The organism is Rhodococcus sp. BP-349 (assembly GCF_019835845.1).
In the GTDB taxonomy this organism is placed as follows: domain Bacteria; phylum Actinomycetota; class Actinomycetes; order Mycobacteriales; family Mycobacteriaceae; genus Rhodococcoides.
In genome coordinates this window covers 1,216,850-1,243,364 of record NZ_JABUDR010000002.1, presented here as the reverse complement: position 1 = coordinate 1,243,364, position 26,515 = coordinate 1,216,850, and the positions used below count along the sequence as shown (strand labels likewise).

At 68.2% G+C, this 26,515-nt stretch carries 26 protein-coding genes and 1 riboswitch; of the genes, 13 read left to right on the top strand and 13 right to left on the bottom strand.

Features of this window, described 5'->3' with window-relative positions:
* Positions 1-50 precede the first annotated feature (50 nt).
* Positions 51-1,535 carry a cryptochrome/photolyase family protein gene (locus HQ325_RS16090; protein WP_222630863.1) on the bottom strand — a complete coding sequence of 495 codons (1,485 nt, stop codon included), beginning with the start codon at positions 1,533-1,535 and terminating at the stop codon, positions 51-53.
* A gap of 262 nt (positions 1,536-1,797) precedes the next feature.
* Here HQ325_RS16090 and HQ325_RS16085 point away from each other — a divergent pair, with 262 nt between their 5' ends.
* The 3 genes from HQ325_RS16085 to HQ325_RS16075 all read left to right on the top strand — a co-directional run bounded on the left by HQ325_RS16085 (position 1,798) and on the right by HQ325_RS16075 (position 4,640).
* Positions 1,798-2,892, top strand: coding sequence for a thiamine pyrophosphate-dependent dehydrogenase E1 component subunit alpha (locus HQ325_RS16085; RefSeq protein ID WP_222630861.1), 1,095 nt, complete (start codon positions 1,798-1,800; stop codon positions 2,890-2,892).
* The gene (locus HQ325_RS16080; RefSeq protein ID WP_222630859.1) at positions 2,889-3,917 is read left to right on the top strand and encodes an alpha-ketoacid dehydrogenase subunit beta; all 1,029 of its coding nucleotides are present in this window, start codon (positions 2,889-2,891) and stop codon (positions 3,915-3,917) included. Before HQ325_RS16085 ends, HQ325_RS16080 begins: the two co-directional genes overlap by 4 nt.
* Before the next feature lie 69 nt (positions 3,918-3,986).
* A complete protein-coding gene (locus tag HQ325_RS16075; protein ID WP_222630857.1) occupies positions 3,987-4,640 on the top strand; it encodes a hypothetical protein in 654 nt (217 codons plus the stop codon).
* Positions 4,641-4,677: 37 nt separating this feature from the next.
* Here the strand turns inward: HQ325_RS16075 and HQ325_RS16070 are convergent, their stop codons facing one another.
* The 3 genes from HQ325_RS16070 to HQ325_RS16060 are packed head-to-tail and all read right to left on the bottom strand — an operon-like array spanning position 4,678 to position 7,582.
* Positions 4,678-6,120: an NAD(P)(+) transhydrogenase (Re/Si-specific) subunit beta gene (locus HQ325_RS16070; RefSeq protein ID WP_222630855.1), complete on the bottom strand. Its 1,443-nt coding sequence runs from the start codon at positions 6,118-6,120 to the stop codon at positions 4,678-4,680.
* On the bottom strand, positions 6,120-6,461 hold the full coding sequence (locus tag HQ325_RS16065; RefSeq protein WP_222630853.1) for an NAD(P) transhydrogenase subunit alpha: 342 nt from the start codon (positions 6,459-6,461) through the stop codon (positions 6,120-6,122). The genes HQ325_RS16070 and HQ325_RS16065 overlap by 1 nt, the downstream gene beginning before the upstream one ends.
* On the bottom strand, positions 6,461-7,582 hold the full coding sequence (locus HQ325_RS16060) for an NAD(P) transhydrogenase subunit alpha (protein WP_308014369.1): 1,122 nt from the start codon (positions 7,580-7,582) through the stop codon (positions 6,461-6,463). The genes HQ325_RS16065 and HQ325_RS16060 overlap by 1 nt, the downstream gene beginning before the upstream one ends.
* A gap of 249 nt (positions 7,583-7,831) precedes the next feature.
* On the opposite strand from HQ325_RS16060, the gene HQ325_RS16055 reads away from it, so the two are divergent.
* Positions 7,832-8,626, top strand: coding sequence for an NAD-dependent deacylase (locus HQ325_RS16055; RefSeq protein ID WP_222630849.1), 795 nt, complete (start codon positions 7,832-7,834; stop codon positions 8,624-8,626).
* Positions 8,623-9,042 (top strand): HIT family protein, encoded by a 420-nt coding sequence (locus HQ325_RS16050; protein WP_222630848.1) that lies wholly within the window; start codon positions 8,623-8,625, stop codon positions 9,040-9,042. The genes HQ325_RS16055 and HQ325_RS16050 overlap by 4 nt, the downstream gene beginning before the upstream one ends.
* A 15-nt stretch (positions 9,043-9,057) precedes the next feature.
* On the opposite strand, the gene dhaL is transcribed toward HQ325_RS16050, so the two are convergent.
* Positions 9,058-10,713: a dihydroxyacetone kinase subunit DhaL gene (gene dhaL / locus HQ325_RS16045; RefSeq protein WP_222630847.1), complete on the bottom strand. Its 1,656-nt coding sequence runs from the start codon at positions 10,711-10,713 to the stop codon at positions 9,058-9,060.
* 54 nt (positions 10,714-10,767) lie between these two features.
* On the opposite strand from dhaL, the gene HQ325_RS16040 reads away from it, so the two are divergent.
* Positions 10,768-11,403, top strand: a complete 636-nt coding sequence (locus HQ325_RS16040; protein ID WP_222630846.1) for a Type 1 glutamine amidotransferase-like domain-containing protein — start codon at positions 10,768-10,770, stop codon at positions 11,401-11,403.
* Positions 11,404-11,406: 3 nt separating this feature from the next.
* Here the strand turns inward: HQ325_RS16040 and HQ325_RS16035 are convergent, their stop codons facing one another.
* Positions 11,407-11,787, bottom strand: a complete 381-nt coding sequence (locus HQ325_RS16035) for a hypothetical protein (protein ID WP_239532428.1) — start codon at positions 11,785-11,787, stop codon at positions 11,407-11,409.
* 279 nt (positions 11,788-12,066) lie between these two features.
* Here HQ325_RS16035 and HQ325_RS16030 point away from each other — a divergent pair, with 279 nt between their 5' ends.
* Entirely contained in the window at positions 12,067-13,431 is a 1,365-nt protein-coding gene (locus HQ325_RS16030) for an FAD-binding oxidoreductase (RefSeq protein ID WP_374107227.1), read from the top strand.
* Here HQ325_RS16030 and HQ325_RS16025 read toward each other — a convergent pair.
* From HQ325_RS16025 to HQ325_RS16005, 5 genes are all read right to left on the bottom strand, one after another.
* Positions 13,428-14,738 (bottom strand): aspartate aminotransferase family protein, encoded by a 1,311-nt coding sequence (locus HQ325_RS16025; RefSeq protein WP_222630844.1) that lies wholly within the window; start codon positions 14,736-14,738, stop codon positions 13,428-13,430. The genes HQ325_RS16030 and HQ325_RS16025 overlap by 4 nt on opposite strands.
* Before the next feature lie 12 nt (positions 14,739-14,750).
* Positions 14,751-15,794: a TIGR03842 family LLM class F420-dependent oxidoreductase gene (locus HQ325_RS16020; protein WP_222630843.1), complete on the bottom strand. Its 1,044-nt coding sequence runs from the start codon at positions 15,792-15,794 to the stop codon at positions 14,751-14,753.
* A 3-nt stretch (positions 15,795-15,797) separates the two neighbouring features.
* Positions 15,798-17,216, bottom strand: a complete 1,419-nt coding sequence (gene hydA, locus HQ325_RS16015; protein ID WP_222630841.1) for a dihydropyrimidinase — start codon at positions 17,214-17,216, stop codon at positions 15,798-15,800.
* A complete protein-coding gene (locus HQ325_RS16010) occupies positions 17,213-18,049 on the bottom strand; it encodes a nitrilase-related carbon-nitrogen hydrolase (RefSeq protein WP_222630839.1) in 837 nt (278 codons plus the stop codon). The genes hydA and HQ325_RS16010 overlap by 4 nt, the downstream gene beginning before the upstream one ends.
* Positions 18,050-18,122: 73 nt before the next feature.
* On the bottom strand, positions 18,123-19,097 hold the full coding sequence (locus tag HQ325_RS16005; protein WP_222630837.1) for an LppP/LprE family lipoprotein: 975 nt from the start codon (positions 19,095-19,097) through the stop codon (positions 18,123-18,125).
* Positions 19,098-19,264: 167 nt separating this feature from the next.
* Between HQ325_RS16005 and HQ325_RS16000 the strand changes: the two genes are divergently transcribed.
* Positions 19,265-19,564, top strand: coding sequence for a DUF1540 domain-containing protein (locus HQ325_RS16000; RefSeq protein ID WP_027504961.1), 300 nt, complete (start codon positions 19,265-19,267; stop codon positions 19,562-19,564).
* 6 nt (positions 19,565-19,570) lie between these two features.
* On the opposite strand, the gene HQ325_RS15995 is transcribed toward HQ325_RS16000, so the two are convergent.
* Together HQ325_RS15995 and HQ325_RS15990 are read right to left on the bottom strand one after the other, a co-directional pair.
* The gene (locus tag HQ325_RS15995) at positions 19,571-21,115 is read right to left on the bottom strand and encodes a carboxylesterase/lipase family protein (protein WP_222630835.1); all 1,545 of its coding nucleotides are present in this window, start codon (positions 21,113-21,115) and stop codon (positions 19,571-19,573) included.
* A gap of 46 nt (positions 21,116-21,161) precedes the next feature.
* Positions 21,162-21,551, bottom strand: a complete 390-nt coding sequence (locus HQ325_RS15990) for an SRPBCC family protein (protein ID WP_222630833.1) — start codon at positions 21,549-21,551, stop codon at positions 21,162-21,164.
* Positions 21,552-21,699: 148 nt separating this feature from the next.
* Here HQ325_RS15990 and HQ325_RS15985 point away from each other — a divergent pair, with 148 nt between their 5' ends.
* The 5 genes from HQ325_RS15985 (at position 21,700) to HQ325_RS15965 (ending at position 26,514) form a co-directional block, all read left to right on the top strand.
* Entirely contained in the window at positions 21,700-23,097 is a 1,398-nt protein-coding gene (locus HQ325_RS15985) for a sugar porter family MFS transporter (protein ID WP_027504958.1), read from the top strand.
* A 29-nt stretch (positions 23,098-23,126) separates the two neighbouring features.
* Positions 23,127-23,222: riboswitch (TPP riboswitch) on the top strand.
* The gene (locus HQ325_RS15980) at positions 23,216-23,968 is read left to right on the top strand and encodes a TenA family protein (RefSeq protein ID WP_261778142.1); all 753 of its coding nucleotides are present in this window, start codon (positions 23,216-23,218) and stop codon (positions 23,966-23,968) included. Its footprint overlaps the riboswitch before it by 7 nt.
* Complete coding sequence (locus tag HQ325_RS15975) at positions 23,965-24,999, top strand: ABC transporter substrate-binding protein (RefSeq protein ID WP_222630831.1); 1,035 nt, start codon at positions 23,965-23,967, stop codon at positions 24,997-24,999. Before HQ325_RS15980 ends, HQ325_RS15975 begins: the two co-directional genes overlap by 4 nt.
* Positions 24,977-25,771 (top strand): ABC transporter permease, encoded by a 795-nt coding sequence (locus tag HQ325_RS15970; RefSeq protein ID WP_222630829.1) that lies wholly within the window; start codon positions 24,977-24,979, stop codon positions 25,769-25,771. The genes HQ325_RS15975 and HQ325_RS15970 overlap by 23 nt, the downstream gene beginning before the upstream one ends.
* The gene (locus HQ325_RS15965; RefSeq protein ID WP_222630826.1) at positions 25,768-26,514 is read left to right on the top strand and encodes an ABC transporter ATP-binding protein; all 747 of its coding nucleotides are present in this window, start codon (positions 25,768-25,770) and stop codon (positions 26,512-26,514) included. Before HQ325_RS15970 ends, HQ325_RS15965 begins: the two co-directional genes overlap by 4 nt.
* Position 26,515 lies beyond the last annotated feature (1 nt).

Sequence of the window (26,515 nt, the reverse complement as noted above, 5' to 3'; positions counted from 1 at the left end):
TGGTGGGTGACGGGCCTCCAGGGTCCGCGAACTCGAGGTCGACCTCGAGTTCAGAAAGAGGTCCGTTGCCGTTCCTGCTCGACGATCTCGTCGATGTCGCCGAGCCGCTCCATCGAACTGACGGCTCGACGCGTGCGCATGTTCTTAGCGAGCCGCTCGCGGTGCTTGTGCGTGAACGCCCAGTACCCCGCCGTGAACGGACACGCGTCCTCCCCGACCCGCTTCTTCGGGTCGAACGCGCAGCCCTTGCAGTGATCGGTCATCCGGTCGATGTACGCGCCGCCGGACGTGTAGGGCTTGGTCGCGATCACTCCCCCGTCGGCGTGCTGACTCATGCCGAAGACGTTGACGGGCATGACCCACTCGTACCCGTCGACGAAGTGCTCGGTGAACCAGCGGGTGAGCGCCCGCGGGTCGTACCCACGTTGCAGCGCATGGTTTCCCAGGATCATCAGGCGCGGGATGTGGTGCACCCACCCGCGATCGTGCACGCCGGCGAGGGCGTCGGACAGACACGCCGCGGTGACCTCCTCTGCGTCCAGGGTCTGAAACCATCCGGGCAGCGGAGTGTCGGCATCGAGGGCGTTGGTGCGCATGTAGTCCTCACCCAGATGCCAGTAGAGGTGCCACACGTACTCGCGCCACCCGAGTATCTGGCGTACGAACCCCTCGACGCTCGCCAGCGGTGCCGTGCCGTCCCGGTAGGCCTGCTCGGCAGCGCGCGCCGCGTCCAACGGGTGCAGCACACCGAGGTTGAACGGCACCGACAGCAGCGAGTGCGACATCGTCCAGTCCTCGGCCATCACGGCGTCCTCGTAGGGACCGAACGTGGCGAGACGGGTGGCCACGAAGGTCTCCAGCGCCGACGCCGCCTCGGCGGCGGTGACGGCGAACAGTCGCGGACCGTCCTCCCCGGACCAGTCGACGTCCATGGCGTCGAGATCCGTGCGCACGCCCGCGTCGATGTCGTCCTCCTCGGGCCACCACGGTTCGGGAACACCGAGGGTCGTCCGCTTCTTCGGCGGCTTCTCCCTGTTCTCCGCATCGAGGTTCCAGGTGCCGCTCACCGGGTTCTCACCGTCCATCAGGATGTCGAACCGGCGGCGTTGCTCTCGATAGAAGTTCTCCATCAGGAACGACTTCTTGCCGCCCGCCCACTCGGCGAAGTCCGCGCGGGACAGGGCGAACGTGGGAGTCGGCACGATCTCCTCGACCAGGCCCTCGTCGGCCAGACGACGGACGAAGGCCTCGGCCCGCCGCGACGTCGGTTCGTGGACGACGACCGCACGCCCGACGCGCGCGAGCCCCTCGCGATACGTGTCCGCACGGATGTAGGTGGCTCGGTCGCCGAGCTCGTCCGCGAGGTGCCGCATGCCGCTGAGCAACAGGTGCGCCTTCTGCCGATGGCCCCGTCGACGCCCCAACGCGCGCGCGGACTCGATGATGACGACGTCGCGATCCACCATCTCCTCGGACGAGTGGACGTGGGGGCCGAGCTGATCGGCGAACACCCAGAGCGGAGCCGGAGAGGACATGTGCACTGCTGTTCCCCGTCGTTCTGCGGACCAACCGGCCGGGCGCTCGGGCGGGTGATCACGGCGGACCGACCTTCGCTGCCCATCTTGCTCGTTCTGTGCGTGTCGTCGCCGGTCTCCCCGAGCGAGTTGCTCACTTGCGCATGCATCACTTGCGCACTCCGACAGGACGGGCATGCTGTGAGGTGAGCCACACACGGTTCGTCCACACTGTGCGCCCTCCTCTCACGACGAGGTCCGCGCACCGGCGGAGAGGAAGCCCATGACCCGATCGGACACATCACCGCGGGGCGATCGCATCGCGCATCCCGTGCAGCTCGTCCAGCCCGACGGCCGACGAGTGCACGACCCCGAGCACTGGCGACTCGTCGCCGACGTCGACGCCGCCCACATGCTCGACATGTACCGCGACATGGTGGTCGCTCGCCGCATCGACACCGAGGCGACCGCGCTGCAGCGTCAGGGCGAACTGGGACTGTGGGCGCCGCTGCTGGGTCAGGAGGCAGCGCAGGTGGGCTCGGCCCACGCCGTCACCGCAGACGACTACATCTTCACGAGCTATCGAGAGCACGCGGTGGCGTACAGCCGCGGAGTGCCGGTGGAGAAGCTCACCGCACTGTGGCGCGGTACCGCGCACTCCGGCTGGGACCCGGACGAGTACAACATCACCAATCCGGCGATCATCGTCGGAGCGCAGGGCCTGCATGCCACCGGCTACGCCATGGCGGCGCGGCTCGACGGTGCCGAGATCGCCACGGTCGCCTACTTCGGCGACGGCGCCACCAGCGAGGGCGACATCTCGGAAGCGCTGTCGTTCTCGGTCTCCTTCGGGGCCGGAGTCGTGTTCTTCTGCCAGAACAATCACTGGGCCATCAGCGAGCCCGTCGCGTTGCAGAGCCCGCTGCCACTCGCGTCCCGCGCCGCCGGCTTCGGCATGCCCGCCCTGCGTGTCGACGGCAACGACGCCCTCGCCGTCCTCGCCGTCACCCGCGCCGCCGCGCACCGAGCCCGCACCGGCGGTGGCCCCACGTTCATCGAGGCGATGACCTACCGCATGGGCCCGCACACCACCTCGGACGATCCGACGCGGTACCGCGCCGACGCCGAGCGCGACGTGTGGGCAGCACGCGATCCGTTGGACCGCCTCGACAGACTGCTCACCCGCGAGGGCGCCCTGACGCCGTCCGTGCGCGAGGACATCGCGGCGACCGCCGACGACGTCGCCGCCCGCTTGCGCTCCGCCACGATCTCCGCTGTCGATCCGGACTCGTCCACCCTGCTCGATCACGTCTACGCCGAACCCCACCGTCTCGTCGACAGCCAGATCGTGGACCGCCAGAAGGAGTCACTGCGATGACCACCGGAACCCTCTCCCGCGCCGGCGCGACCACCGCGTCGTCGGATCTCCACGTCAAGGGCACCCTCGGCGGTGCGATCAACGCCGGTCTGCGTGCGTGCCTCGAGGCCGACGAGAAGGTCGTGCTGATGGGCCTCGACATCGGCAAGCTCGGCGGCGTGTTCCGCGTGACCGACAGACTGCAGAAGGACTTCGGCGATCAGCGCGTACTCGACATGCCGCTCGCCGAGTCCGGCATGGTGGGCACTGCGTTCGGCATGGCGCTGCGTGGCTACCGCCCCGTCGTCGAGATCCAGTTCGACGGGTTCGTCTACCCGGCCTTCGACCAGATCGTCTCCCAGGTGGCGAAGATCCGGTACCGCACCGCCGGCCGCGTCGGCGCTCCGATGGTGATCCGCATCCCGTTCGGTGGTGGCATCGGAGCCGTCGAGCACCATTCGGAATCCCCCGAGGCGTACTTCGCCCACACGGCCGGTCTGCGCGTGGTCAGCCCGAGCACGCCTCACGACGCGTACTGGATGATCCAGCAGGCAGTGCACTCGGAGGATCCGGTGGTCTTCCTCGAGCCCAAGCGCCGGTACTGGGACAAGGGCGAGTGGGCCACCGATGCGCCCGATCTACCGCTGGACGCCGCCCGCGTGTGCCGCACCGGTACCGATGCGACGGTGGTGGCCTACGGATCGATGGTGCAGACCGCACTGAAGGCGGCCGACGTGGCGGAATCCGAGGGCCACAGCCTCGAGGTCGTCGATCTCCGGTCGCTCTCACCGCTGGACACCGACACGGTCTGCCGATCCGTGCGTCGTACCGGCCGCCTCGTCGTCGTGCACGAGGACACGGGCTACCTCGGCATCGCGGCGGAGGTAGCGGCCCAGGTGTCGCAGGAGTGCTTCTACTCGCTGGAGGCCCCCGTCCAGCGGGTCACGGGTTTCCACGTTCCCTACCCGCCGGCACGCCTCGAGCGGCACCACCTCCCGGACGTCGATCGGATCCTCGCGGGAGTCGACACGGTTCTCGCCGGCTGACGCTTCGCACGGGAAACACTGCGCCGGGTCACAGGAATCTGCCAGCCTCGTGCGCCATCATGGGGACCCGTGAGTACCACGACGACACAACAGATCGCGCTTCGCGCCCGACGCACCACCCCTCGGTGGTGGGCACTGACAGGAGTGTCCGCGGCGGCACTGGTCGTGCTCTACGCCGTTCTGCCGCTGCTGGGCGTGCGCTACCCACCGGCGTCGGTCGCGCTCGAGGCCCTGTACGCCCCGGCCGACACGGTGCTCGACGTCATCGACGTGACGACCGTGCTGGTGGTGGTCGCCGCGCTGACGGTGGTCGCGGTGGTGCGCAAGTTGCCGTACGGCATCGGAGCGATCCTCATGCTGTGCCTCGGCTCGACCCTGACCGCCGCTGCCGGGTCGGCATGGCTGTCCGATCACCTCGCGACGTCGGCACTTCCCGACGGCCGCGTGGTCGCTGCATCCTCGGTGATCGCGTCGGGTGCGCTGGTCGTGCCCGGTCGGCTGCGTCCCGTCGTCCTGGGGTTGGGCTCGGCGCTGGTCGCCGGCGTGGCCCTCGCCGCCGTGGTCACCGCGGGTGCGACGGGCATCGGCATCGCCGGGGCGCTTCTGGTGACCGGGATGTGGTGGGGTGCGGCTGGTGTCGTCATGGCGCATTCCCCCGTCGCGGCTGCCCGAGAGGCGAGGAACCCTCTCGACACCGCGGCCCTGATGCTCCGCCGCCGGTGAGCGGACGGGGCATCAGGGCCGATGCAGCAGGTGCGTCCTAGAGGGCTTTGAGTTCCTCGATGACGGCGTTGACCGACTTCTTCGCGTCGCCGAAGAGCATCGACGTGCGGTCCGCCGTGAACAGCGGATTGTCGATACCGGCGTACCCGGAACTCATCGACCGCTTGAGCACGATCACCGACCGCGACTCGTCCACATTGAGAATCGGCATCCCGTGGATCGGCGAACTCGGATCGTTGCGCGCCGCCGGGTTGGTGACATCGTTCGCCCCGATCACCAGGGTGACATCGGTGCGGGAGAACTCCCCGTTGATGTCGTCCATCTCCTTCATCGCCTCGTACTCCACATCGGCCTCGGCGAGCAACACGTTCATGTGACCCGGCATGCGCCCGGCCACCGGATGGATCGCGTACTTCACCTCCACGCCCTTGGACTCGAGGATCGACGCCATGTCCTTGACCGCGTGCTGAGCCTGCGCGACCGCGAGACCGTACCCGGGCACCACGATGACCTGCGAGGCGTACGCCATCTGGATCGCCGCGTCCGCCGCCGAGGTGGACTTCACCGTGCCGCCGGCATCGTCCGGGCCACCCACCGCGGCGCCGCCGCCGCCACCGAACGACCCGAACACGATCGCCGGGATCGACCGGTTCATCGCCGTCGCCATCAGGTTGGTCAGGATGGTGCCGGACGCGCCGACGATCATGCCCGCCACGATCATCGCCGTGTTGTTCAGCGCCAACCCCGCCGCCGCAGCCGACAGACCCGTCAACGCATTGAGCAGCGAGATCACCACCGGCATGTCCGCACCGCCGATCGGGAACACCACGAACAGGCCCATCAGCGCCGCCGCGACGAGCACCAGCACGATCCACCACTGCGAGGTGCCCTCACCCGGGGTGGCGCGCAGACCGATGTAGACCGACACCGCCACCGCCAGGAGCAGCAACACGATGTTGGTGAGCTGGAAGATGCGGGCGTTCTTCACGAACGCCTTCTCCACCTTCTTGTTCAGCAGCTCCTGCAGCTTCAGGAACGCCACCAGCGAACCCCAGAACGACACCGAGCCGATGACCGCCGCGAACAGAGACCCGATGACGATGTGCACCGTCGGCTCTTCACCGTGTTGGAACGCGGAGAAACCGTCGGTCTCGATGAACTCCGACCAGGCGATCAACGCGACCGTGCCGCCGCCCACGCCGTTGAACAGCGCCACCAGCTGCGGCATCGCCGTCATCTTCGTGCGCTTGGCCGGCGGCACCCCCAGCAGCACACCGATGGCCAGACCGGCGGCGATGAGGATCCAGTTGATCGCCGCGGTGTCGCGGACCTCGATCAGAGTCGCCACCACGGCGATACCCATACCGACAGCGGCGATCCAGTTGCCGCGTACCGCCGTCTTCGGGCCGGTCAGACCCATCAGGCCGTAGATGAACATCGCGAACGCGACGATGTAGAGGATGTTGACGAGATTGTTCATCAGGAATCAGCACCCTTCTCGCCGGTTGCGGTCGACGCAGCAGCGGGCGCCTTCTTGCCCTTGAACATGCCGAGCATGCGGTCGGTGACCAGGAACCCACCGACGACGTTGAGCGTGCCGAAGATCAACGCGACGAACGCGATGATCCGCACACCCCACGGCGCGTCCTCCGGCAACCTGCCCAGCACGATGAGGGCGCCGAGCACGACGATGCCGTGGATGGCGTTGGTACCCGACATCAGCGGCGTGTGCAGCGTGTTCGGCACCTTGGAGATGACAGCGAAACCGACGAACCCGGCCAGGACCAGGATCGCGATGTTCGCGAGCAACGGTGTGTACATCAGGCATCCGCCTTCACGGTCGTATCGGCCGTGCGCGTCACGCACGACTTCGCGAGGACCTCGTCGGTGAAATCGGGCGCGAGGGCACCGGCATCGTCGAGCATCAGCTCGATCAAGGCAGAGATGTTCTTGGAGTAGAGCTCACTCGCGTGCTCGGGCATCGTCGCCGGCAGATTCAGCGGCGACGCGATGATCACGTCGTTCTTCACCACCGTGCGACCGGGCTCGGTCAGCTCACAGTTGCCGCCGGTCTCCCCGGCGAGGTCGACGACGACACTGCCGGGTCGCATCCCCGCGGCAGCCGCCGCGGTGACCAGCTTCGGTGCTGGACGCCCCGGCACCAGGGCGGTGGTGATGACGACGTCGAACGTCGAGATCGCCTTCTCCAGCGCCGCCTGCTGCTGCGCACGCTCGTCCTCGGTGAGCTCACGGGCATACCCGCCCTCACCGGCGGCGTCGATCCCCAGATCCAGCCACTGCGCACCCACCGAGCGCACCTGATCGGCCACCTCGGGACGCACGTCGTACCCGGTGGCGCGGCCACCGAGACGCTTCGCCGTCGCCAACGCCTGCAGCCCCGCCACACCCACACCGAGCACCAGCACCGTCGCCGGCTTCACCGTGCCCGCCGCAGTGGTGAGCATCGGGAAGAACCGCGTCGACTCCGACGCCGCGAGCAGCACCGCCTTGTAGCCGGCGACGTTGGCCTGCGAGGACAACGCGTCCATCACCTGTGCCCGCGAGATACGCGGGATCGCCTCGACCGCGAAGGCCTGCACGCCCGCGGCGGTCAACTCCGGAATGATCGTGTCCGCGTTGCGCGGCGCGAGGAAGCCGATGAGCGTCGACCCGCGGCGGAGCTTGCGCACCTCGGCGGACGACGGCGGCGCCACTTTGACCACGACGTCGGCGCCGTACGGATCACCGATGCTCGCCCCGGCGTCGACGTACAACTGGTCAGGGATCAGAGCGCCCAGACCGGCACCCGCCTCCACCACCACGCGCACGCCCTTCGACGTCAGCGCGGCGACGACCTTGGGAACCAGCGCCACCCGGCGCTCCCCCTCGTTCGTCTCGCGCACGACGCCGACCAGCGTTCCTGCTTCTCGAGAAATCTCCACCAGCTGTACTTCCTGTGAATGGCGGCACGTCCGCGTCCCGCGGAGCTGCACTGCCGCCGACTGTCGTCGGTGCCGAGAACGACCTCGTCGACGTGAGCTCATGTTCGCCCGCGTGAGAGGTCCTGGAGTCGGCCGGGTGGGCCCACCGCAAGGTAACGCACGACACAGACATTCCGAGCGCGGAGGTCGAATGTGAGGCGGAGGTCATAACGGACCGAGTGTGTCGGTGCGACTTGGCACACTCGGTTCATGACCACCGACAGTGCCGACTCCGCATCCGACGTTCCGCAGGCCGTGCTGGAGGCCGTCCGGTCCGCGTCCCGCGTCGCCGTGCTCACCGGGGCCGGGATGTCCGCGCAGTCCGGCGTGCCGACGTTTCGCGACGCGCAGACCGGACTGTGGGAGCGGTACTCCCCGGAGGAGCTGGCCAGCCCCGACGCGTTCGTCCGCGATCCGGATCTGGTGTGGGCCTGGTACCGCCGCCGAGCGCAGCTCGTGGCCGCCTCGAGCCCGAACGCCGGTCATGTGGCCCTCGCGCAGTGGCAGGGGTCGGCACCGCAGCAGACCGTCGAGATAGCCACCCAGAACGTCGACGACCTGCACGAGCGCGCCGGTTCCACCGTGCTGGCCCACGTCCACGGCACTCTGGCCGCGGTGCGGTGCTCGATCTGCGAGGAGCCTTTCGAGGGACCGGTCGACGACGTCGAGGACGGCGCGGAACGCATCGCGCCGCCTGCGTGCGGTCTCTGCGGTAGTCCGGTCCGCCCCGGCGTCGTGTGGTTCGGCGAGCCGCTGCCGGAGGCGGAGTGGGCAGCGGTCGCCGCGTCTGTCGAGGCCGCCGACGTCGTCCTGGTCGTGGGAACGTCCGGAGTGGTCTACCCCTTCGCGGGGCTTCCGGCTCAGGCGCGCAGCGCGGGCGCCGTCGTCATCGAGATCAACCCCGACGAGACCGCCGTCTCGGACATGGCCCATCACGTGTGGCGGGCTACCGCTGCCGAGTCTCTACCGGCACTCGTCGCCGCCGTCACGGAGCAGCAGCGATGACCGAGTGCGTGTTCTGCGACATCGTCGCCCGCCGCGCCCCCGCGACGATCGTCCACGAGACCGACTCGGTGCTCGCGTTCCTCGACATCCGACCCGTCACCCGCGGGCACACCCTGGTGGTTCCCAAGGTGCACTCGTCGGGACTCGAGACGCTCGACCCGGCCGTGGGTGGGCAGGTCTTCGCCGCCGGCCAGGCCCTGGCCGGCGCGATGCGTCGCAGCACCCTGGCGGCGGACGGGGTCAACCTCGCCATGAACGACGGACGCGCGGCCTTCCAGACCATGTTCCACTCGCACCTGCACGTGGTGCCTCGCCATCACGGCGATCGCATCCGCTTCGTCGCCGGCATGATCACGCGGCGTCAGAGCGAGCCCGAGGCGACCGCCCGGGCGATCCGGGCCGCACTCGCCTCCTGATGTGCCGTACCGCGTTCAGGCGGCGGCGAAGAACCACGACACCACGAGAGCGCCGGGGTCGATGACGCCGCGCGCCGCGTCGCCGATGTAGCTGGCGCGGCCACGCTGGGCGATGGTGTCCGTCGTGGACTCGGCACCGCGTGTCGCAGCCTCCGCCGCCGCGGCGAGGGCTGCCGAGAGCTCGACCGATCCGGCGTCGCGCAGAGCCTGTACCGCCGGGTCCAGCGCGTCCACCATGGTCTTGTCTCCGGGCTGCGCACCGCCGAGATCGGTGATGGCGGCCAGTCCATCGGCCACTCCGGCGGTGACGCTCGCGGTGCTCGCCTCGGCCCCGTCGAGTGCGACCGAGACCCGGTGGAAGAACGCACCGAAGAGAGCGCCGGACGTTCCGCCCGCATTGCCGAGGAATCCACGAGCCAGAATCTCGAACACCGCTGCGGGCGAGGCACTCTCGTCCACCGCGAAGTCGGCCAGACCGATCTGCATGTTGACGCCGAAGTCGCCGTCACCGGCTCGGCGATCGAGGTCGGTGAGCTCGTCGACCGACGACCGGACGCGCTCGACGAACGACGAGACCCACGTGGTGACGAACGGGTCGGCCGCGCCGCCCGGAAGCTCCGACGCCGCTGCCGCGTCCGTGTCGTCCACGGCGTCGTCGTGCAGGTCCTGCGCCGGCGAGCGAGGCCACGCGGGTGCCTCGGTCGGGGCGTCCCACAGGCCGAGGATCTCGTCGTCGCAGCGGACTGCGGTCAGGGAGACCCCCGCCATGTCGAACGCCGTCACGAGGCTCCCGACGAGTGTGCGTCGGACGGTGATGCCGCGCCCGTCGAGATACCGCAGCGCGGCACCGAAGACGATGTCGAGTTCGAGCGGATGGGTCGCGCCGAGTCCGTTGACGATGAGCACGACGTCCTCGCCGCCGGACAGTCCCAGCGAGTCGGCGACGGGTCCGAGCAACGCCTCGGCGATCTCGGTGGCGGTGAGTGTCGCGACACGAGCGGTGCCGCGCTCCCCGTGGATGCCGACACCGAGTTCGACCTCGTCGTCGCCGAGCTCGAAGGACGGGGACGACGCACCCGGGACGGTGCACGGACGGAAGGCCACCGCCATGCTGCGAGCGTCCTCGGCGACCCGCCGCCCCAGCGCGGCGACGGAGGCGAGGTCGTCGCCGCGGGCAGCGGCGGCGCCGCAGATCTTCTCGACGGCCACCGTCGCGGCGGTCCCACGCCGGCCGGGCCCGTCCTCGCTCTCGGACGCGACGTCGTCGGCCACGAGCACCGTCTCGACCGAGATGCCGTCGGCGGCACACAGATCAGCCGCAATGCGGAAGTTGATGACGTCGCCGGTGTAGTTCTTGACCACGTGGATCACGCCGGCGCCGGCCTCGACCGCCCGCGTCGCCGCCTCGATCTGCAGCGCGTTCGGGCTCGTGAACACAGATCCCGGCACCGCCGCATCCAACATCCCCGCGCCGACGAAGCCGGAGTGGAGCGGTTCGTGGCCGGAACCGCCGCCCGACATCACGGCCACGCGACCGTCCGTCGTGCGGTCGCGGCGCGTGAAGTATCCGGGCCGTTCGACGAAGCGGAGGTCGGCGCTGCGCCGGGCGGCGGCGCGGCAGGCGTCGACGACGACGCGGGACGGATCATCGATCATCTTGTGCAGCGACATGCACCCGACACTAATCATGTCGCTGCACCGGAAGGACTGACCTACGCTCCCGCCATGCGCCTGTTTCTCGCGTCCTACCGATTCGGGCTCGCCCGTGACCGGTTCCTCCAGCTCACCGGACCACCCGGCCGCATCGCCGTCATCGCCGACGCGGCGGACTCCTGGCCCGACGCCGCGCGCGCGTCCGCGGTCACCAGTGAGTTCACCCTCCTGCGCTCGGCGGGTTTCCTCCCTGTCGAGGTCGACCTGCGCGAGTTGACGCCGAGCACGGCGCACGACGTCCTGGCTGCCTTCCCCGCCGTGTGGGTCCGCGGTGGGAACACCTTCGTGCTCCGGCGCAGAATGGCGTCGTCCGGTGCGGACGAGGCAATCGCTCGACTGCTCGCGGAGGATTCGATCGTGTACGGCGGGTACAGCGCCGGAGCCTGCGTCATGGGTCCCACGCTGCGGGGCGTGGAGTACGCCGACCCACCCGGCGAGGTGGAGCCGACCACCGGCGAGGGCGTGCTGTGGACCGGCCTGGGCATCATCGACGACGTGCTCGTGCCGCACTGGGCGTCGGACACTCTGGATCCGGACGGGGCCTCGGCGGCGATGGCCGCGGCATGCGACGCGGCCGGGACGCCGTATCGGACGTTGACCGACGAGCAGGTCTACGTCGTCGACGGCGGCGATCCCACCGTGATCTGACGGTCAGCCGCTGTGCGCGATGGGCATCTGGAACGGCGCGAGCCGGTCCATCGCCGACCACGCGAGCCTGCACCGTCGCACGGTCATCTCGTCGGCGTCACGAAGCAACGCGTCGAGCAGCAGGCCGGGGCGTTCGGACCACTGAGCGGCCAGGGCGTCCATCTCGGCGTCCGTGAACAGTCCCGAGCGGCGCAGCGCCGACGTCCATTCGGTCACCTCGCCTCGATGGAGTGACTCGAGGGTGTCGTAGTCGACGCCGCCGGAGACGAAGTCGTAGGAGAACAGCGCCGCCGCGCACTCGAACGGAGTGTTCTTCGCCGGTCTGCGCGACGCTGTCGTCGATGGTGCAGATGCCGACCGTGTGATGTCGTGCGACGGTGCCATGAGTGCCTCCTTCTCGCCCCCTCGGTCTCGGCCCACGTGCCGATCTCCGTCATCCGGACGCTAATCCTCCGACGTGCTCTTGTCGGCACCCATCGGGGCACGATCTGGTAACAGAGTTACTCATGTGACTGATGTGAACGCCGATCGTGCGCCGCAGCTCTGCTGGGCAACCCGGTCTCACGTTGTCCTGCACCGTGTCTCGTCATTCCGGCGAGGGCACGGGCCGGGCTGGGGGTAGCGTCGAGACGTAGGACCCGCCGGTCGAGGAAGGTGAGCATCATCGACGATCTCGTGACGTCCCTGGTGGACGCGGTCGGAGCCGCCATCGTGGTGACCGATCCGGACCTCACCGCAGGCTACCGCCAGGACTGGGCCCGTGATCCGAACGCCGGCACTCCCCTGGCCGTCGTGCGGGCCACCAGCACGGCCGACGTCCGAGCCGTCATGCTCTGGGCCACCGAGCATTCCGTCCCGGTGGTGCCACGCGGCGCGGGATCGGGCCTGTCCGGCGGTGCGACTGCTGTCGACGGCGGCATCGTGCTGACCACGGAGGCGATGCGCGCCGTCACCGTCGACCCGGTGACGCGGACGGCCGTGGTCCAACCCGGTCTGCTCAACGTCGAGGTCAAGGCCGCTGCTGCCGAACACGGCCTGTGGTACCCACCGGACCCGTCGTCGTTCGAGATGTGTTCGATCGGCGGCAACGCCGCCACCAACGCCGGTGGCCTGTGCTGCGTCAAATACGGGGTGACCACGGACTACATCCTCGGTCTCGAGGTCGTTCTCGCCGACGGCACCGTCGTGAACCTGGGCGGCCCGCGCCTGAAGGACTCGGCCGGCCTGTCGCTGACCAAGCTCTTCGTCGGCAGCGAGGGCGTCCTCGGCATCATCACGGAGGTGACGCTGCGGCTCATTCCCGCTCAGCCACCCGCGAGCACGGTGGTGGCCACCTTCACCCGCCTGTCCGACGCGACCGACGCCATCCTGGCGATCACCCGCTCGCTGCGGCCCGCCATGCTCGAGTTCATGGACTCCACGTCGATCAACGCAGTGGAGGACGCCATGAAGATGGGCCTCGACCGCACGGCGGCAGCAATGCTCATCGCACGCTCCGACTCACCCGGCGCACACCGCACCGAGGAGACCGAGACGATGGCCGCGGCATGCACGGCGGCGGGCGCCGACGAGGTGTTCGTGACCGACGATCCCGACGAGGGCGAAGCCTTCGCCGCTGCCCGGCGCTTCGCCATCCCGGCCGTCGAACGCACCGGATCCCTCCTGCTCGAGGACGTCGGAGTTCCGCTGCCCGCCCTCGCGGACCTGGTGCAGGGAATCGCGAAGATCGCCGATGCCCGCGGCGTCGTCGTCGCCGTCATCGCCCATGCGGGCGACGGGAACACACACCCGCTGATCGTGTTCGACCCCGAGAACGCGGACATGGAGGAGCGTGCGCACCAGGCGTTCGGCGAGATCATGACGCTCGCGATCTCGTTGGGCGGCACCATCACCGGGGAACACGGTGTCGGTCGGCTCAAGAAGGCGTGGTTGCCGGATCAGGTGGGCGAGGACGTCATGGAGCTGACCCGACGCATCAAGCACGCCCTGGATCCCGCGGGCATCCTGAATCCCGGTGCCGTGCTCTAGTTCCGGGTGTACCCGTCGGCGACCTCGAGGACCTCGTCGAGGATCTCGAGTCCCCGACGGATGTCCTCCTCCGTCGTGACGAGCGGCGGCGCGATCTGCAGCCGATTGCCTGCCACGAACGGCCACAGCCCGCGCTCCTTGGCCGCCTTCGTGACGGCCGCCATGGGAGCTGCGGCGGCGCCGGTGGCGTTGAACGGTGTCAGCGGCTCGCGGGTGCCCTTGTCCGTGACCAGTTCGACGGCCCAGAAGAACCCCATGCCCCGCACATCACCCACGCTGGGATGCGCCTCCCCCAACGTGGTGAGTCCCGGCCCGAGGATCTCCTCCCCCACGGCGCGGACGTGGCCCAGGATGTCGTCGCGCTCGAACACCCGGATCGACGCGATACCGGCGGCGCAGCCGAGCACGTGGCCCGAGTAGGTCAGGCCTCCGGGATAGGGCGTGTGGTCGTACCGCTGGGCGATCTCCTCGGAGATCACCACTCCGCCGAGCGGGACGTAGCCGGAGTTCACACCCTTCGCGAACGTGATCAGATCGGGCTCGACGCCCCATGCCTGGCACGCGAACCAGTGCCCGGTCCGGCCGAAGCCCACCATCACCTCGTCGGCGATGTACACGATGCCGTAGCGAGTGCAGAGTTCGCGAACACCGGCCAGGTACCCCGGCGGCGGGACCAGCACGCCGTTGGTGCCGACCACCGACTCGAGAATGAGCCCCGCGATGTTCTGCGGTCCCTCCAGCGTGATGACCATCTCGAGGTGGGCCAGCGCCGCGGCCGTCTCCTCCTCCGGGCTGCTCGTATTCCACGGTGAGCGATAGGGATACGGCCCGAAGAACCGGACGACGTCGACGTTGGTCGGCTCGGTTCCCCACCGGCGCGGCTCTCCCGTCAGACCTATGGCCACACCGGTGCCGCCGTGGTACGACCGGTACGCGGCCAGCATCTTGGTCCGCCCGGTGTGCTGGCGAGCGAACCGTACGGCGTGCTCGACGGCCTCGGCCCCGCCCGTGGTGAAGAAGACCCGGTTCAGGTCACCGGGAGCGCGCTCGGCGATCAGTCGGGCGAGTTCGCTGCGCTTGTCGTTCGCGACCGTCGGGGAGATGGTGGTGAGCACACCGGCCTGTTCGACGATGGCCGCCACGATGTCGGGGTGCTGGTGCCCGATGTTGACGTTGACCAGCTGCGAGGAGAAGTCGAGGTACTTCCTGCCCTGGTTGTCCCAGAAGTAGGACCCGGACGCCCCGGTGATGGTGACCGGGTTCAACTCTGCCTGGGCGGACCAGGAATAGAAGACATGGTCGGTCATGTACCACCTCCGTTATCGGGCGATTCCGGATTCCGTCGCCACCTCTGACGTCATCATGGCAGGAAGCACCGACTCGCCGTAGGCATCCAGCGTCGCGGTCTTCGCATCGTGTTGGAGGTAGACCGCGAACTGGTCCACACCGAGCGACTCGAGCTGCCGGAGGCGCTCCACGTGCTGCTCGGGCGTGCCCAGGATGCAGAACCGGTCGACGATCTCGTCGGGCACGAAGTCGGCGTGCGTGTTGCCGGCTCTGCCGTGCTGGTTGTAGTCGTACCCCTGGCGGCCGGCGATGTAATCCGTGAGAGCGGCCGGGACACCGGAGGTCCCTCCGTAGCGCGACACGATGTCGGCCACATGGTTTCCCACCATGCCGCCGAACCACCGGCACTGATCACGGGCATGCGCGGCGGCGGCCTCGGAACCGTCCGTGACATAGGCGGGGGCGGCCACGCAGATGGTCACCGCATCGGGGTCGCGCCCCGCCTTCTCGGCGGCGTCGCGCACGGTGGCCACCGTCCACTCGACGATGTCGGGGTCGGCGAGCTGGAGAATGAACCCGTCGGCGACCCGTCCCGTCAGTTCCAGTGCGCGAGGGCCGTATCCGGCGACCCACACCTCCAGTTCGGACTGCGATGCCCACGGGAATCGGACGGTGGTGTCGCCGACATGTGCGGAACGCCCGTTGCCCAGTTCGCGGATGATCTCCACAGACTCGGCGAGCCGCGCGATGGTGGTGGGCTTCCCACCCAGAGTGCGCACCGCGGAGTCACCTCGGCCGATCCCGCACACGGTGCGGTTGCCGTACATCTCGTTGAGCGTGGCGAACGTCGACGCCGTCACCGTGACGTCACGCGTCGACGGGTTGGTCACCATCGGTCCGACGACCACCTTGCGGGTGCTCGCGAGAATCTGACTGTGGATGACGTAGGGCTCCTGCCACAGCAGGTGCGAATCGAAGGTCCACACGTGCGAGAAGCCGTGCGTCTCGGCGATACGAGCGAGTTCGACCACCCGCGAACTGGGTGGTGTGCACTGCAGCACCACTCCGAAGTCCATCCCTCACACCAGATTCTGGCACAGGTCGCGGCGCACGAATCGGCCGTGCCCGGCGCGGCCGAGATACTCGCCGCGGTGGACGACGATGGTCCCGCGCGAGATCACCGTGTCGACGTGGCCGTCCACGGTCATGCCCTCGTAGGCCGAGTAGTCCATTCTCATATGGTGTGTCTCGACTCCGATGGTGGTGCGGCCGTTCGGGTCGTAGACCACCAGATCCGCGTCGGCACCGGGCGACACGATGCCCTTGCGCGGGTACATCCCGAACATGCGTGCCGGCGTCGTGCAGCACACCTCGACCCACTTCTCGAGCGTGATCTTCCTCGACACCACACCCTGGTACATCAGGTCCATCCGATGCTCGACCGACCCGATTCCGTTGGGGATCTTGGAGAAGTCGCCGATTCCCATCTCCTTCTGATCCTTCATGCAGAAGGGACAGTGATCGGTGCCGACCGTCGAGACGTCCCCTGTGCGGAGGTACCGCCACAGCTCGTCCTGGTGCCCCTCGGCACGGGACCGGAGCGGTGTCGAGCACACCCACTTCGCGCCCTCGAAGCCCGGCGCACCGAGTTGCTCCTCGAGCGAGAGGTACAGATACTGCGGACACGTCTCGGCGAAGACGTTCTGCCCCTTGCCTCGTGCCGTCGCGATCTGCTCGAGTGCCTGTTTCGCCGACACGTGCACCACGTAGAGCGGCGCTCCCGTCACGTCGGCCAGCATGATCGCGCGATGCGTCGCTTCTTCCTCGAGCTGCCACGGCCGGGACGTTCCGTGGAAGTACGGCGCCGTGTCACCGCGTGCGATCGACTGCTCGACCAGAACGTCGATGGCGATGCCGTTCTCCGCGTGCATCATCAACAGCGCGCCGGTCTCGGCGGCAGTCTGCATCGCCCGCAGGATCTTCCCGTCGTCCGAGTAGAAGACGCCGGGATAGGCCATGAACAGCTTGAAGCTGGTGACTCCTTCGGAGACCAACTCGCTCATGGCCTTCAACGAGTCGCTGTCGACGTCTCCGATGATCTGGTGGAATCCGTAGTCGATGGCGCACGAACCGGCGGCCTTCTCGTGCCACGTAGCGAGGGTGTCCTGGACACGCATCCCGGGGTTCTGGATGGCGAAGTCGACGATGGTGGTGGTTCCGCCCCACGCGGCAGCGCGCGTCCCCGTCTCGAACGAGTCGGAAGCGAAGGTGCCTCCGAACGGCATCTCCATGTGGGTATGGCCGTCGACCCCTCCGGGGATCACGTACTTCCCGGTCGCGTCGACGACGACGTCGCTCGACGATGCGAGGTCGGCGCCCAGAAGCGTCGAACCCGGTTGCAGCACTGCGACGATCGTCTCACCGTCGATCAGGACGTCCAGGGGCTGCGACCCCGTCGGCGAGACGACGATGCCCCCGTGGACGAACGTGGTCGTCACGGTGTCACCAGGGGACCGTAGGCGTCGGGTCTGCGATCGCGATAGAAGGCCCACCGATCGCGGACGGTCGTGATGAGCGACAGGTCCAGATCGCGGACGATCAAGTCGGCCGCACTGTCCGAGGCGACCTCGCCGACGAACTTCCCCTCGGGATCGACGAAGTAGCTGGTGCCGTAGAAGTCGTTGTCTCCCAGCTCTTCGACTCCCACTCGGTTGATCGCACCGATGTAGTACTCGTTGGCCACGGCCGACGCCGGTTGCTCGAGCTTCCAGAGGTAGTTCGACAGGCCTCGCGAGGTGGCGGACGGATTGAACACGATTTCCGCACCGGCCAGTCCGAGTGCGCGCCAGCCCTCCGGGAAATGGCGGTCGTAACAGATGTAGACCCCCACCTTGCCGACGGCGGTGTCGAACACGGGCCAGCCCAGGTTGCCGGGGCGGAAGTAGAACTTCTCCCAGAAGCCGTTCAGGTGCGGAATGTGGTGCTTGCGGTACTTGCCCAGGTACGTGCCGTCCGCGTCCACCACGGCGGCGGTGTTGTACAGAATGCCTGGTTGTTCCTTCTCGTAGACCGGCAGCACCATCACCATGCCGAGTTCCTTCGCGAGGGACTGGAAACGCTCGACGGTGGGTCCGGGAACCGATTCGGCGTAGTCGTAGAAGGACGCGTCCTGCACCTGGCAGAAATAGGGGCCGTAGAACAGTTCCTGAAAACAGATCACCTGCGCGCCCTGCTCGGCTGCCTGGCGGGCGTACTCCTCGTGGGCCTGGATCATCGATTCCTTGTCGCCGGTCCAGGTGGTCTGAACCAGTGCTGCTCGAACGACAGTCATGACATGACACCTCCGCGTCGGCCCCGTACCGGTGATCCTGCACCCGATCGGCCGGGTCGTCCACCGGTGGAATTCAGCCGTTCGCCACCTCGGGAGGCAGGGAGTCGAGCATGTCCACCGACGAGCCGTTCCAGCGATAACGGACCAGCGCCGGTCCGCCGGAAACCTCCGCGGTCGCTTCTCCGTCCCTGAGCCATCGGTACGACACCGTCACCGTGTCGTCCAGCTGCGCATACGGATCGATGTCGGTGAACGCGTACGGACGGGCGGTCGCCGTTCCGAGGTATGCGCCGTCGTGGAAGAACAGGACCGTCGTGGGACTCGAACCGGTGGCACCGTCGGGGACGGCCACCGCCCAGGCCAGCGTGGCGCACGGATCGCCCTGGCTGTACAGGCTCCAGGCGCTGCCGGAGAAGGTGGGCAGAGAGTCGATCGCGGAGGCGACCACCGAGTCGTCCAGGCACGGATCGGCAGGAGTCTGTCTGTTGCCGTCCACCACCTCCTGCGGCAGGTCGTCCAGCATCATCACGGACGATCCGTTCCAGGTGTAGCGGACGAACCCGGGTCCGCCGGACTGCTGCGAGGTGGACTCACCCTCCCGGAGCCACCCGTACGACACCGTGACCGTGTCGTCGGTCTGCGAGGCGACGTCGGTGAACGAGTACGGCAACGCGGTGGCGGTGCCGAGGTAGGTGTCGTCGTGGAAGAACAGCACCGTCCACGGACTCGACCCCGTACCCCCGTCGAGCGCGGCGAGCGCCCACGAGAGCGTCGCGCAGGGATCGCCCTGGCGAACGAGCCGCCACCCGTTACCGAAGAATTGGGGCAGCGATTCGATGCCCGCCGCCACGACGGAGTCCTCCACACACGCGGTCGACGGTTCCGGCGCGGCCGACGACGCGGGTTCCGTACCCGGTGCCGGACCCACCGCTGTCGAGGTCGTGGTGGTGGTCGGAGGAGGTGGCGCCGCGGAGCCCTGGCCGGAGTCGGAGCACCCGCTCGCGAACAGCACGGTGACGGCCAGGGTCGCGAGAAGTGTTCGTCTCATGATCTGTCCATCCGAGCGAACAGACCGATCGTTACGTCGTCGACGAATTCGTCATCGATCCGTGACCCGAAAGAATAGGAAACATCATTGTTGTAGAAAGGGTGACCATATCTAGGTCAGCCTGACCTTGCTGGTGGAGACGCTTTTCGCGTATTACCGTCATCGTCATGACTTCCCTCGAAATGCCCCGCGTCAGTGAGTGCAGCGTCAGCGCCTGTTCGTACAACCACGACGGATGCCACGCCTTCGCCATCAATGTCGGAGGCTCGAACGGAACGGCCGATTGCGGCACGTTCATTCCTTTGAGCACCAAGGGCGGTCTCGACACCGTCTCCACCCAGGTCGGTGCGTGCCAGCGCGTCGACTGCTCGTTCAACGACAACCTCGAGTGCAGCGCGGCAGCAGTCCGCATCGGCGCCGGCGAGTCGTCGGACACCGCGAACTGCCTCACCTACAGCAAGGCCTGACGAACCTCAGCTGAAGCCGAGCACCTTCTCGCCCCAGATCTCGCGCAGCTCACGGTCCGGATCCTCGACCAGAGCATCACGCCCGTCGATGACGAGAGTGCGACGACGCTCGTCGTAGGGCGCCCAGTGCTTCGACCCGTCCAGCGCAGCAGGAACCCCGTGCCACGCGAACGCCACCCAGCGTCGCTGCATTCGCCGGGAGACCTGCTGCGCTGCCTTGCGCCCACCCAGCCAGAAGGTCGGGTCCCGGTCGAAGGTCCCGAAATTACCGAAGACGTACGGCAACTCGGTGGCGTGACCGGCGCCGATACGCGCCGCGCGCAGCACGGGTGTCGCATGATCGAAGCGGTAGACGAACGTCGGCGCTCGTCGGCAGTGGGCCTCCGCGATCCACAGGCTCGGCATCCGGAACCCTGCGTCGCGCGAGAGCGCCAGCGCGCCCGCACTCTTCGGCAGATCCGGGTACGCGGAGAGGATGTCGGCGATACGGGCCGGTGAGAGATCGGGATGGTCGACGGCGATCGCCTCGAACATCGTGCTCACCGTGTCCGAGGTGACCGGCATCAACGGCGACTTCATCAGGCGGAACACCGATGCCTCGTCGTGATTCGAGCCGATGATGAGCGGGACGTCGTGCGAGAAGCCCTTCTGGAACGCGGCCACCGGATACCGCGGCACCACGTCACCGTCGACGACGGGTGCGAATCCCAATGTGCCGGGCACTTTCTCGGGAATCTCGTAGACCAGCTTCTCGGCCGCCTCGACGAGCCTCTCCACCGGCATCGCCCGCAGCTCCTCTGCACGCTCTGCGGGCAGATCGACGAGTTCGAGGAACCGCTGCGCGACGGTGCGCGCGCGTTCCGGGCCGTACACCGACGTGGCCGGGGAACTCTGGGCGATCGCCTTGTGGAACAGACCCTCCGCGTGCGGTGACGTCATGAGAGTGGTCACCGACGCGCCACCGGACGACTCACCGAAGACGGTGACGTTGGTCGGGTCGCCGCCGAACGCGGCGATGCAGTCGCGCACCCACGTGAGCGCCGCGATCTGGTCGCGGAGCCCGAGATTGGTCTCGAAGACGCTGCCGTCGGTGTCGAACGACGACAGGTCCAACCACCCCAGCGCGCCCACCCGGTAGTTGACGGTCACGACCACCACCTCACCGAGGCGGGACAGGTTGCGCCCGTTGTAGATCCGTTGCGCAGATGATCCCAGGACGTAGGCGCCGCCGTGGATCCACACCATCACCGGACGGGAGATGCCGTCCGGTGTCGGGGCCCAGACGTTGAGCGTCAGGCAGTCCTCGTCCATCGGGATGGACGAGTCCATGGGAATCGGGCCGTCCCGGCCCTGCGGTGCCATCGCACCGAAGGTCCTGCCGTCGCGGACCCCGTCCCACGGCTCCGGCGGGCGTGGTGCGCGGAATCGGTGCTCCGCCAGCGGCGGCGCCGCGAACGGGATGCCCTTCCAACTGACCACGTCGCCGTGCCCGTAGCCGCGGATCTCACCGTCGCGCGACGAGACGACATGGCTGCTCTCGGTTGCCCCCACGAGGACCGACGTTACAGGGAGTGCGGGGATCGGACCTCGATGGTCGTCACGCTGTCACCAGTCGACCGAGCGCGAACAGGGCCGCTGGAGAGTAGCCGAGGACGAGCGGTGCCAGACCGTCCACGACCAACCACGTCGACGAGCCCGACCCCGCGCCGTCGACACCGTGTTCCAGGGTGAGCCCGGCACTCGGAGCGCCGATCCACGCGCGCCACGACCACACCCGCGCGGCCTCGTCCACCGAGTGGACCTCGAAGGACACCCGCACGCCGAGGGGTCCGCGCACCGTGCCGGTGGTGCCGGCGGCGAGTCGATCGGTGGACGCGTCGACGCCCATGATCTGCGGTGCCCACGTCGACCAGAGCGACAGGTCCATGTACCGCTCCCACGCGACGTCGGCGGAGGCGTCGCCGGTGCGTCGCAGAGTCTTCTTCATGACCGGCGGGATTCACCGTTCCGGCGCTGCTCAAACTGCCGTCAGGTCGCCGCTCCACAGCCGTCGCGCCGGGCGTAGGGTCCGAACCAAGCGAAACTCCTCCGCCATCGACCGGCGCGGCCGGTGGCCGACATGTAGGTGGACAAGGATGACCACACAGGCATCGGCCAATCACACGGCCAAAGTCATCGGCGTGACCATTGCGGCCGCCGTCGGCGGCTTCCTCTTCGGTTTCGACAGTTCCGTCATCAACGGCGCCGTCGACTCCATCCAGGGCAGATTCGCCCTCGGCGAGTTCCTCACCGGCTTCACCGTCGCGATCGCCCTGCTCGGGTGCGCGGCGGGCGCCTGGTTCGCCGGCGGACTGGCCGACCGGTGGGGACGCAAGAAGGTGATGCTGCTCGGGTCCGCGCTCTTCATCATCTCGTCGGTCGGCTCGGGTCTGGCCTTCAGCGTTCCCGACCTGATGCTGTGGCGTGTGCTCGGCGGTCTCGGCATCGGCATCGCGTCGGTGATCGCCCCCGCGTACATCGCGGAGATCTCGCCGGCCCGGATGCGCGGCAGCCTCGCGTCGCTGCAGCAGCTGGCCATCACCATCGGCATCTTCGCCGCACTGCTCTCGGACGCCGTGCTGGCGGATCGTGCGGACGGTGCGTCCAACGACCTGTGGCTCGGCCTCGAGGCCTGGCGGTGGATGTTCATCGTCGGCGTGATCCCGGCCGTCGTCTACGGCGTCCTCGCGTTACTCATCCCCGAGTCGCCGCGTTACCTCGTGGGCAAGCACCTCGACGAGGAGGCCGCGCAGATTCTCGCGAACATCACCGGCGAGAAGCACCCCAACGAGCGCATCCACGAGATCCGCCTGACACTGCGCAAGGAACAGCGCTCGTCGTTCGCCGACATCCGCGGTCCGCGCTTCGGCCTGCAGCCGCTGGTGTGGGTCGGCATCATCATGGCCGTCCTGCAGCAGTTCGTCGGCATCAACGCGATCTTCTACTACTCCACCACACTGTGGAAGTCCGTGGGCTTCACCGAGAGTCAGTCCTTCACCACGTCGGTCATCACCTCCGTGATCAACGTGGCCATGACGTTCGTGGCCATTCTCTTCGTCGACCGGGTGGGGCGGCGCAACCTGCTCATGGCCGGCTCCATCGGCATGTTCGTCGGTCTCCTCATGGCGGCGATTGCGTTCTCCCAGCAGATCGGCACCGGCGACGAGGTCTCGCTGCCCGATCCCTGGGGCGTCGTGGCGCTGATCGGCGCGAACCTGTTCGTGATCTTCTTCGCGTCGACGTGGGGACCGATCATGTGGGTCCTGCTCGGCGAGATGTTCCCGAACCGTATGCGCGCCATGGCTCTCGGCATCGGTACGGCCGCGAACTGGGTGGCCAACTTCGTCATCTCGCTGCTGTTCCCGTCGCTCACCGAGATGGTCGGACTCTCCATCGTCTACGGCGGCTTCGCACTCTTCGCCGCCCTGTCGTTCTTCTTCGTGAAATCCAAGATCCCCGAGACCAAGGGGATGGAACTGGAGGACATGAAGTAGCCGCACGACCGCCGGTGCTATGGTCGGCGAGTTCTGACACGGGGTGCTTCGCGTCGCGAGGCTGAGACCACACCCGAGAACCTGATGCAGGTAATTCTGACGAAGGGATGTCACGGCCATGACGCCGTACGACCATGCGGTCGACGCTGCCTCCACCATGGATGCAGCCGACCTCACACGCTTCACCGACCTCCTCTGGGACCGCACGGCAGGCCTGCGGGCCCGGATCGACGACCTCGAGTTCCTCACCCGACTCGGTGACGGCACCCTGCCGATCACGTCGTTCCGGACGTACATCGAGCAGGACGGCCTCTACCTCGAGGGATACGCGAAGGCCTTGGCCATCCTGTCCTCGCGCGCCGTCGATCCGGAGGCCGGAGCGTTCTGGGCCACGTCGGCGGCGACGGCCGCGACTGTCGAGAAGTCGTTGCACACCAGCCTTCTCGCCGACGTCGCGCTCGGCGGTCCGTCGGAGACGTTGGTCGAGCACAGCCAGGCGTGCCTCGGATACGTCTCGTTCCTCACGGCGACGGCGGCGACCGACACCTACGCCGTCGGCGCCGCGGCCGCGCTCCCCTGTTTCTGGATCTACGCCGAGGTCGGCCGCGGACTCGCGGCCTCGGCCCGCGCAGTGCTCGACGCCGATCCGGACCACCCGTACGCCCGGTGGGTGACGACGTACGACGCCGAGGACTTCCAGACCTCCGCCGCGCGCGCCCGCGAGCTCGTCGACGCGGCCGCCGAGGTGGCCGGCCCGGCCGAACGACAGCGGATGAGTGACGCGTTCGTCGTGGCGATGCGCTACGAACTGCTGTTCTGGGACACCGCCCTGAACACCGTGCCCTGGCCTGCGTCGGGGTCGGACGCATGAGGGCGCGGCACACGAGGGTCGGGCGCATCGCGGCTCTGCTCACCGTGTCGCTCGTCGCCGCCGCGGGTCTCGCGGGCTGCGCCACGTCCGATGCCTCCGACGCGAACACGATCCGCTTCGCGCTCGACTGGACACCCAACACGAACCACACGGGCCTGTTCGTCGCCCAGCAGGAGGGCTACTTCGCGGACGCCGGGCTGAACGTCGAGATCCTGCCGTACAACTCGACGTCCCCCGACACGCTGATCGACTCCGGCAACGCCGAGTTCGGGATCAGCTTCCACAGCTCCGCCACCTACGCCCGCGCCGCCGGTGCGAAGGTGACCTCGGTGATGGCGCCGCTGCAGCACTGGGCCACCGGCATCGGCGTCCGTGCCGACCGTCAGGACATCCGGAGCCCCCGCGACCTGGACGGGCGGACCTACGCCGGGTTCGGCGATGCGGGCGAGGAGGCCACCCTCCGCAAGGTGATCGAGAACGACGGTGGCACCGGCGATTTCGAGACCGTGGTGCTCGGGACGTCCGCGTACGAGGCGGTCTACTCCGGTACCGCGGACTTCACCGTCTCCTACTTCGCGTGGGAGGGTCTCGAGGCCGAACGGGCCGGAACCCCGATGACGTACTTCGACTACACCGACTTCGGCTTCCCCGACTCGTACGCGATCGTCGTCGACGGCGGTGACGAGTGGATGGCCGAGCACCCCGAACAGGCGCGACAGTTCGTGCAGGCGTTGCAGAAGGGTTACCAGAAGGCCGCCGACGATCCCGACGCGGGCGCGCGCGATCTGATCGACGCCAACCCGGGAGCGTTTCCGGACGAGGATCTGGTCGTCGAGAGTCAGCGCATGCTGGCGAAGGACTACATGCTCGACGAGAACGGCCGCGTCGGGACGCAGACCCTGGAGCGATGGTCCGGGTACTCGAAGTTCCTGTTCGATGCCGGTGTCCTGGCCGGGCCCGACGGCGCACCGCTGACCACCGAGCCCGACTGGTCGACCTACTTCACCGATGAGTACCTCGATCAGGGCTGAGCGCGGCGAACGGGTGGGGCGGTACGCGCCGGCGCTGCTGCTCGCGGCGGGCCTCGTGGCGGCCTGGCAGGTGTACGTGGTCGTCAGCGGCATCTCGCCGCGCGTACTTCCCTCCCCCGCCCGCGTCGTGGATCAGGGCTGGACCAACCGTGCCGTCATCGCAGGTCACGCATCGTCCACCGTTCAGGTCACTCTCCTCGGTTTCGCCGTCTCCCTGACGATCTCGTGGATCATCGCCACGGCCGTGGACTTCTCGCCGTGGCTGCGCCGCGCCGTCGTTCCCCTGCTCGTGGTCTCGCAGACACTGCCAGTCATCGCCGTCGCTCCCCTGATGATCATCTGGTTCGGATTCGGCATCCTCCCCAAGCTCCTGGTGATCGCGCTGGTGACGTTCTTCCCGATGACCCTCGGGCTCATCGAGGGATTCGCCTCTGCGGACAAGGAGTCCGACGCACTGCTGCGCAGCATGGGAGCATCACGGCGACAACAGTTCCGGTACGTCCGGCTCCCGTCCGCGCTGCCGCGCTTCTTCACCGCGCTCCGCATCGGGATCACCTACGCCGTCGTCGGTGCCGTCTTCTCCGAGTACGTCGGCGCCACATCAGGTCTGGGCATCTACATGGCGCAGCAGAAGAACGCCTTCCGCACCGATCTCGTGCTGGCCGCGGTCGTGGTCACGGCGGTGTGCAGCATCGCACTCTTCCTCCTCACATTCGTGGCCGAGCGGCTTCTCGCGCCGTGGGCGCTCGCGGCGAAGGAAGGGACGCGATGACGGATCCTGTTCTGGAGCTGACCTCGGTGCGCAAGTCCTACCCGGGCACACCGGTACTGGACGGGATCGACCTCGCCGTCGAGGAGGGACAGTTCGTGTCGATCGTCGGCCCGAGCGGCTGCGGCAAGAGCACGCTGTTCACCCTCCTCGCCGGTCTGGACACCGCTGACAGCGGCACCGTGGTGACACCGCGTTGCGCGTACATGCCGCAGAAGGATCTGTTGTTCCCGTGGCGTTCGGTGCTCGCGAACACCGCACTCGGGCTGGAGGTGCAGGGGGTTCCGAAGGCGCAGGCGCGGAGCCGGGCCCGCGACCTGTTCCCGGTCTTCGGCCTCGACGGCTTCGAGAACGCGCGCCCCTCGTCGCTGTCCGGCGGGATGCGGCAGCGGGCCGCACTGCTCCGGACCGTCGTGCAGGGCCGCGACGTCCTGCTGCTGGACGAGCCGTTCGGCGCTCTCGACTCGCTGACCAGGACGGCCATGCAGGACTGGGTGCAGGAGGTGTGGCAGCGGTACCGCTGGACGGTGCTGATGATCACCCACGACATCCGGGAGGCGGTGCAGGTGTCGGACCGGGTCGTCGTGCTGTCGCCTCGGCCCGCACGGGTGGTCGCCGACGTGAGCATCGATCTGCCGCGGCCGCGGCGTGCCGAGACCGCCACCACGCGGGAGTTCGCGACGTACGAACGCGCACTGCTGGACGCCCTCGGAAGCACGGGCCCTCGTCCCGGCGCGGGCGAGTAGG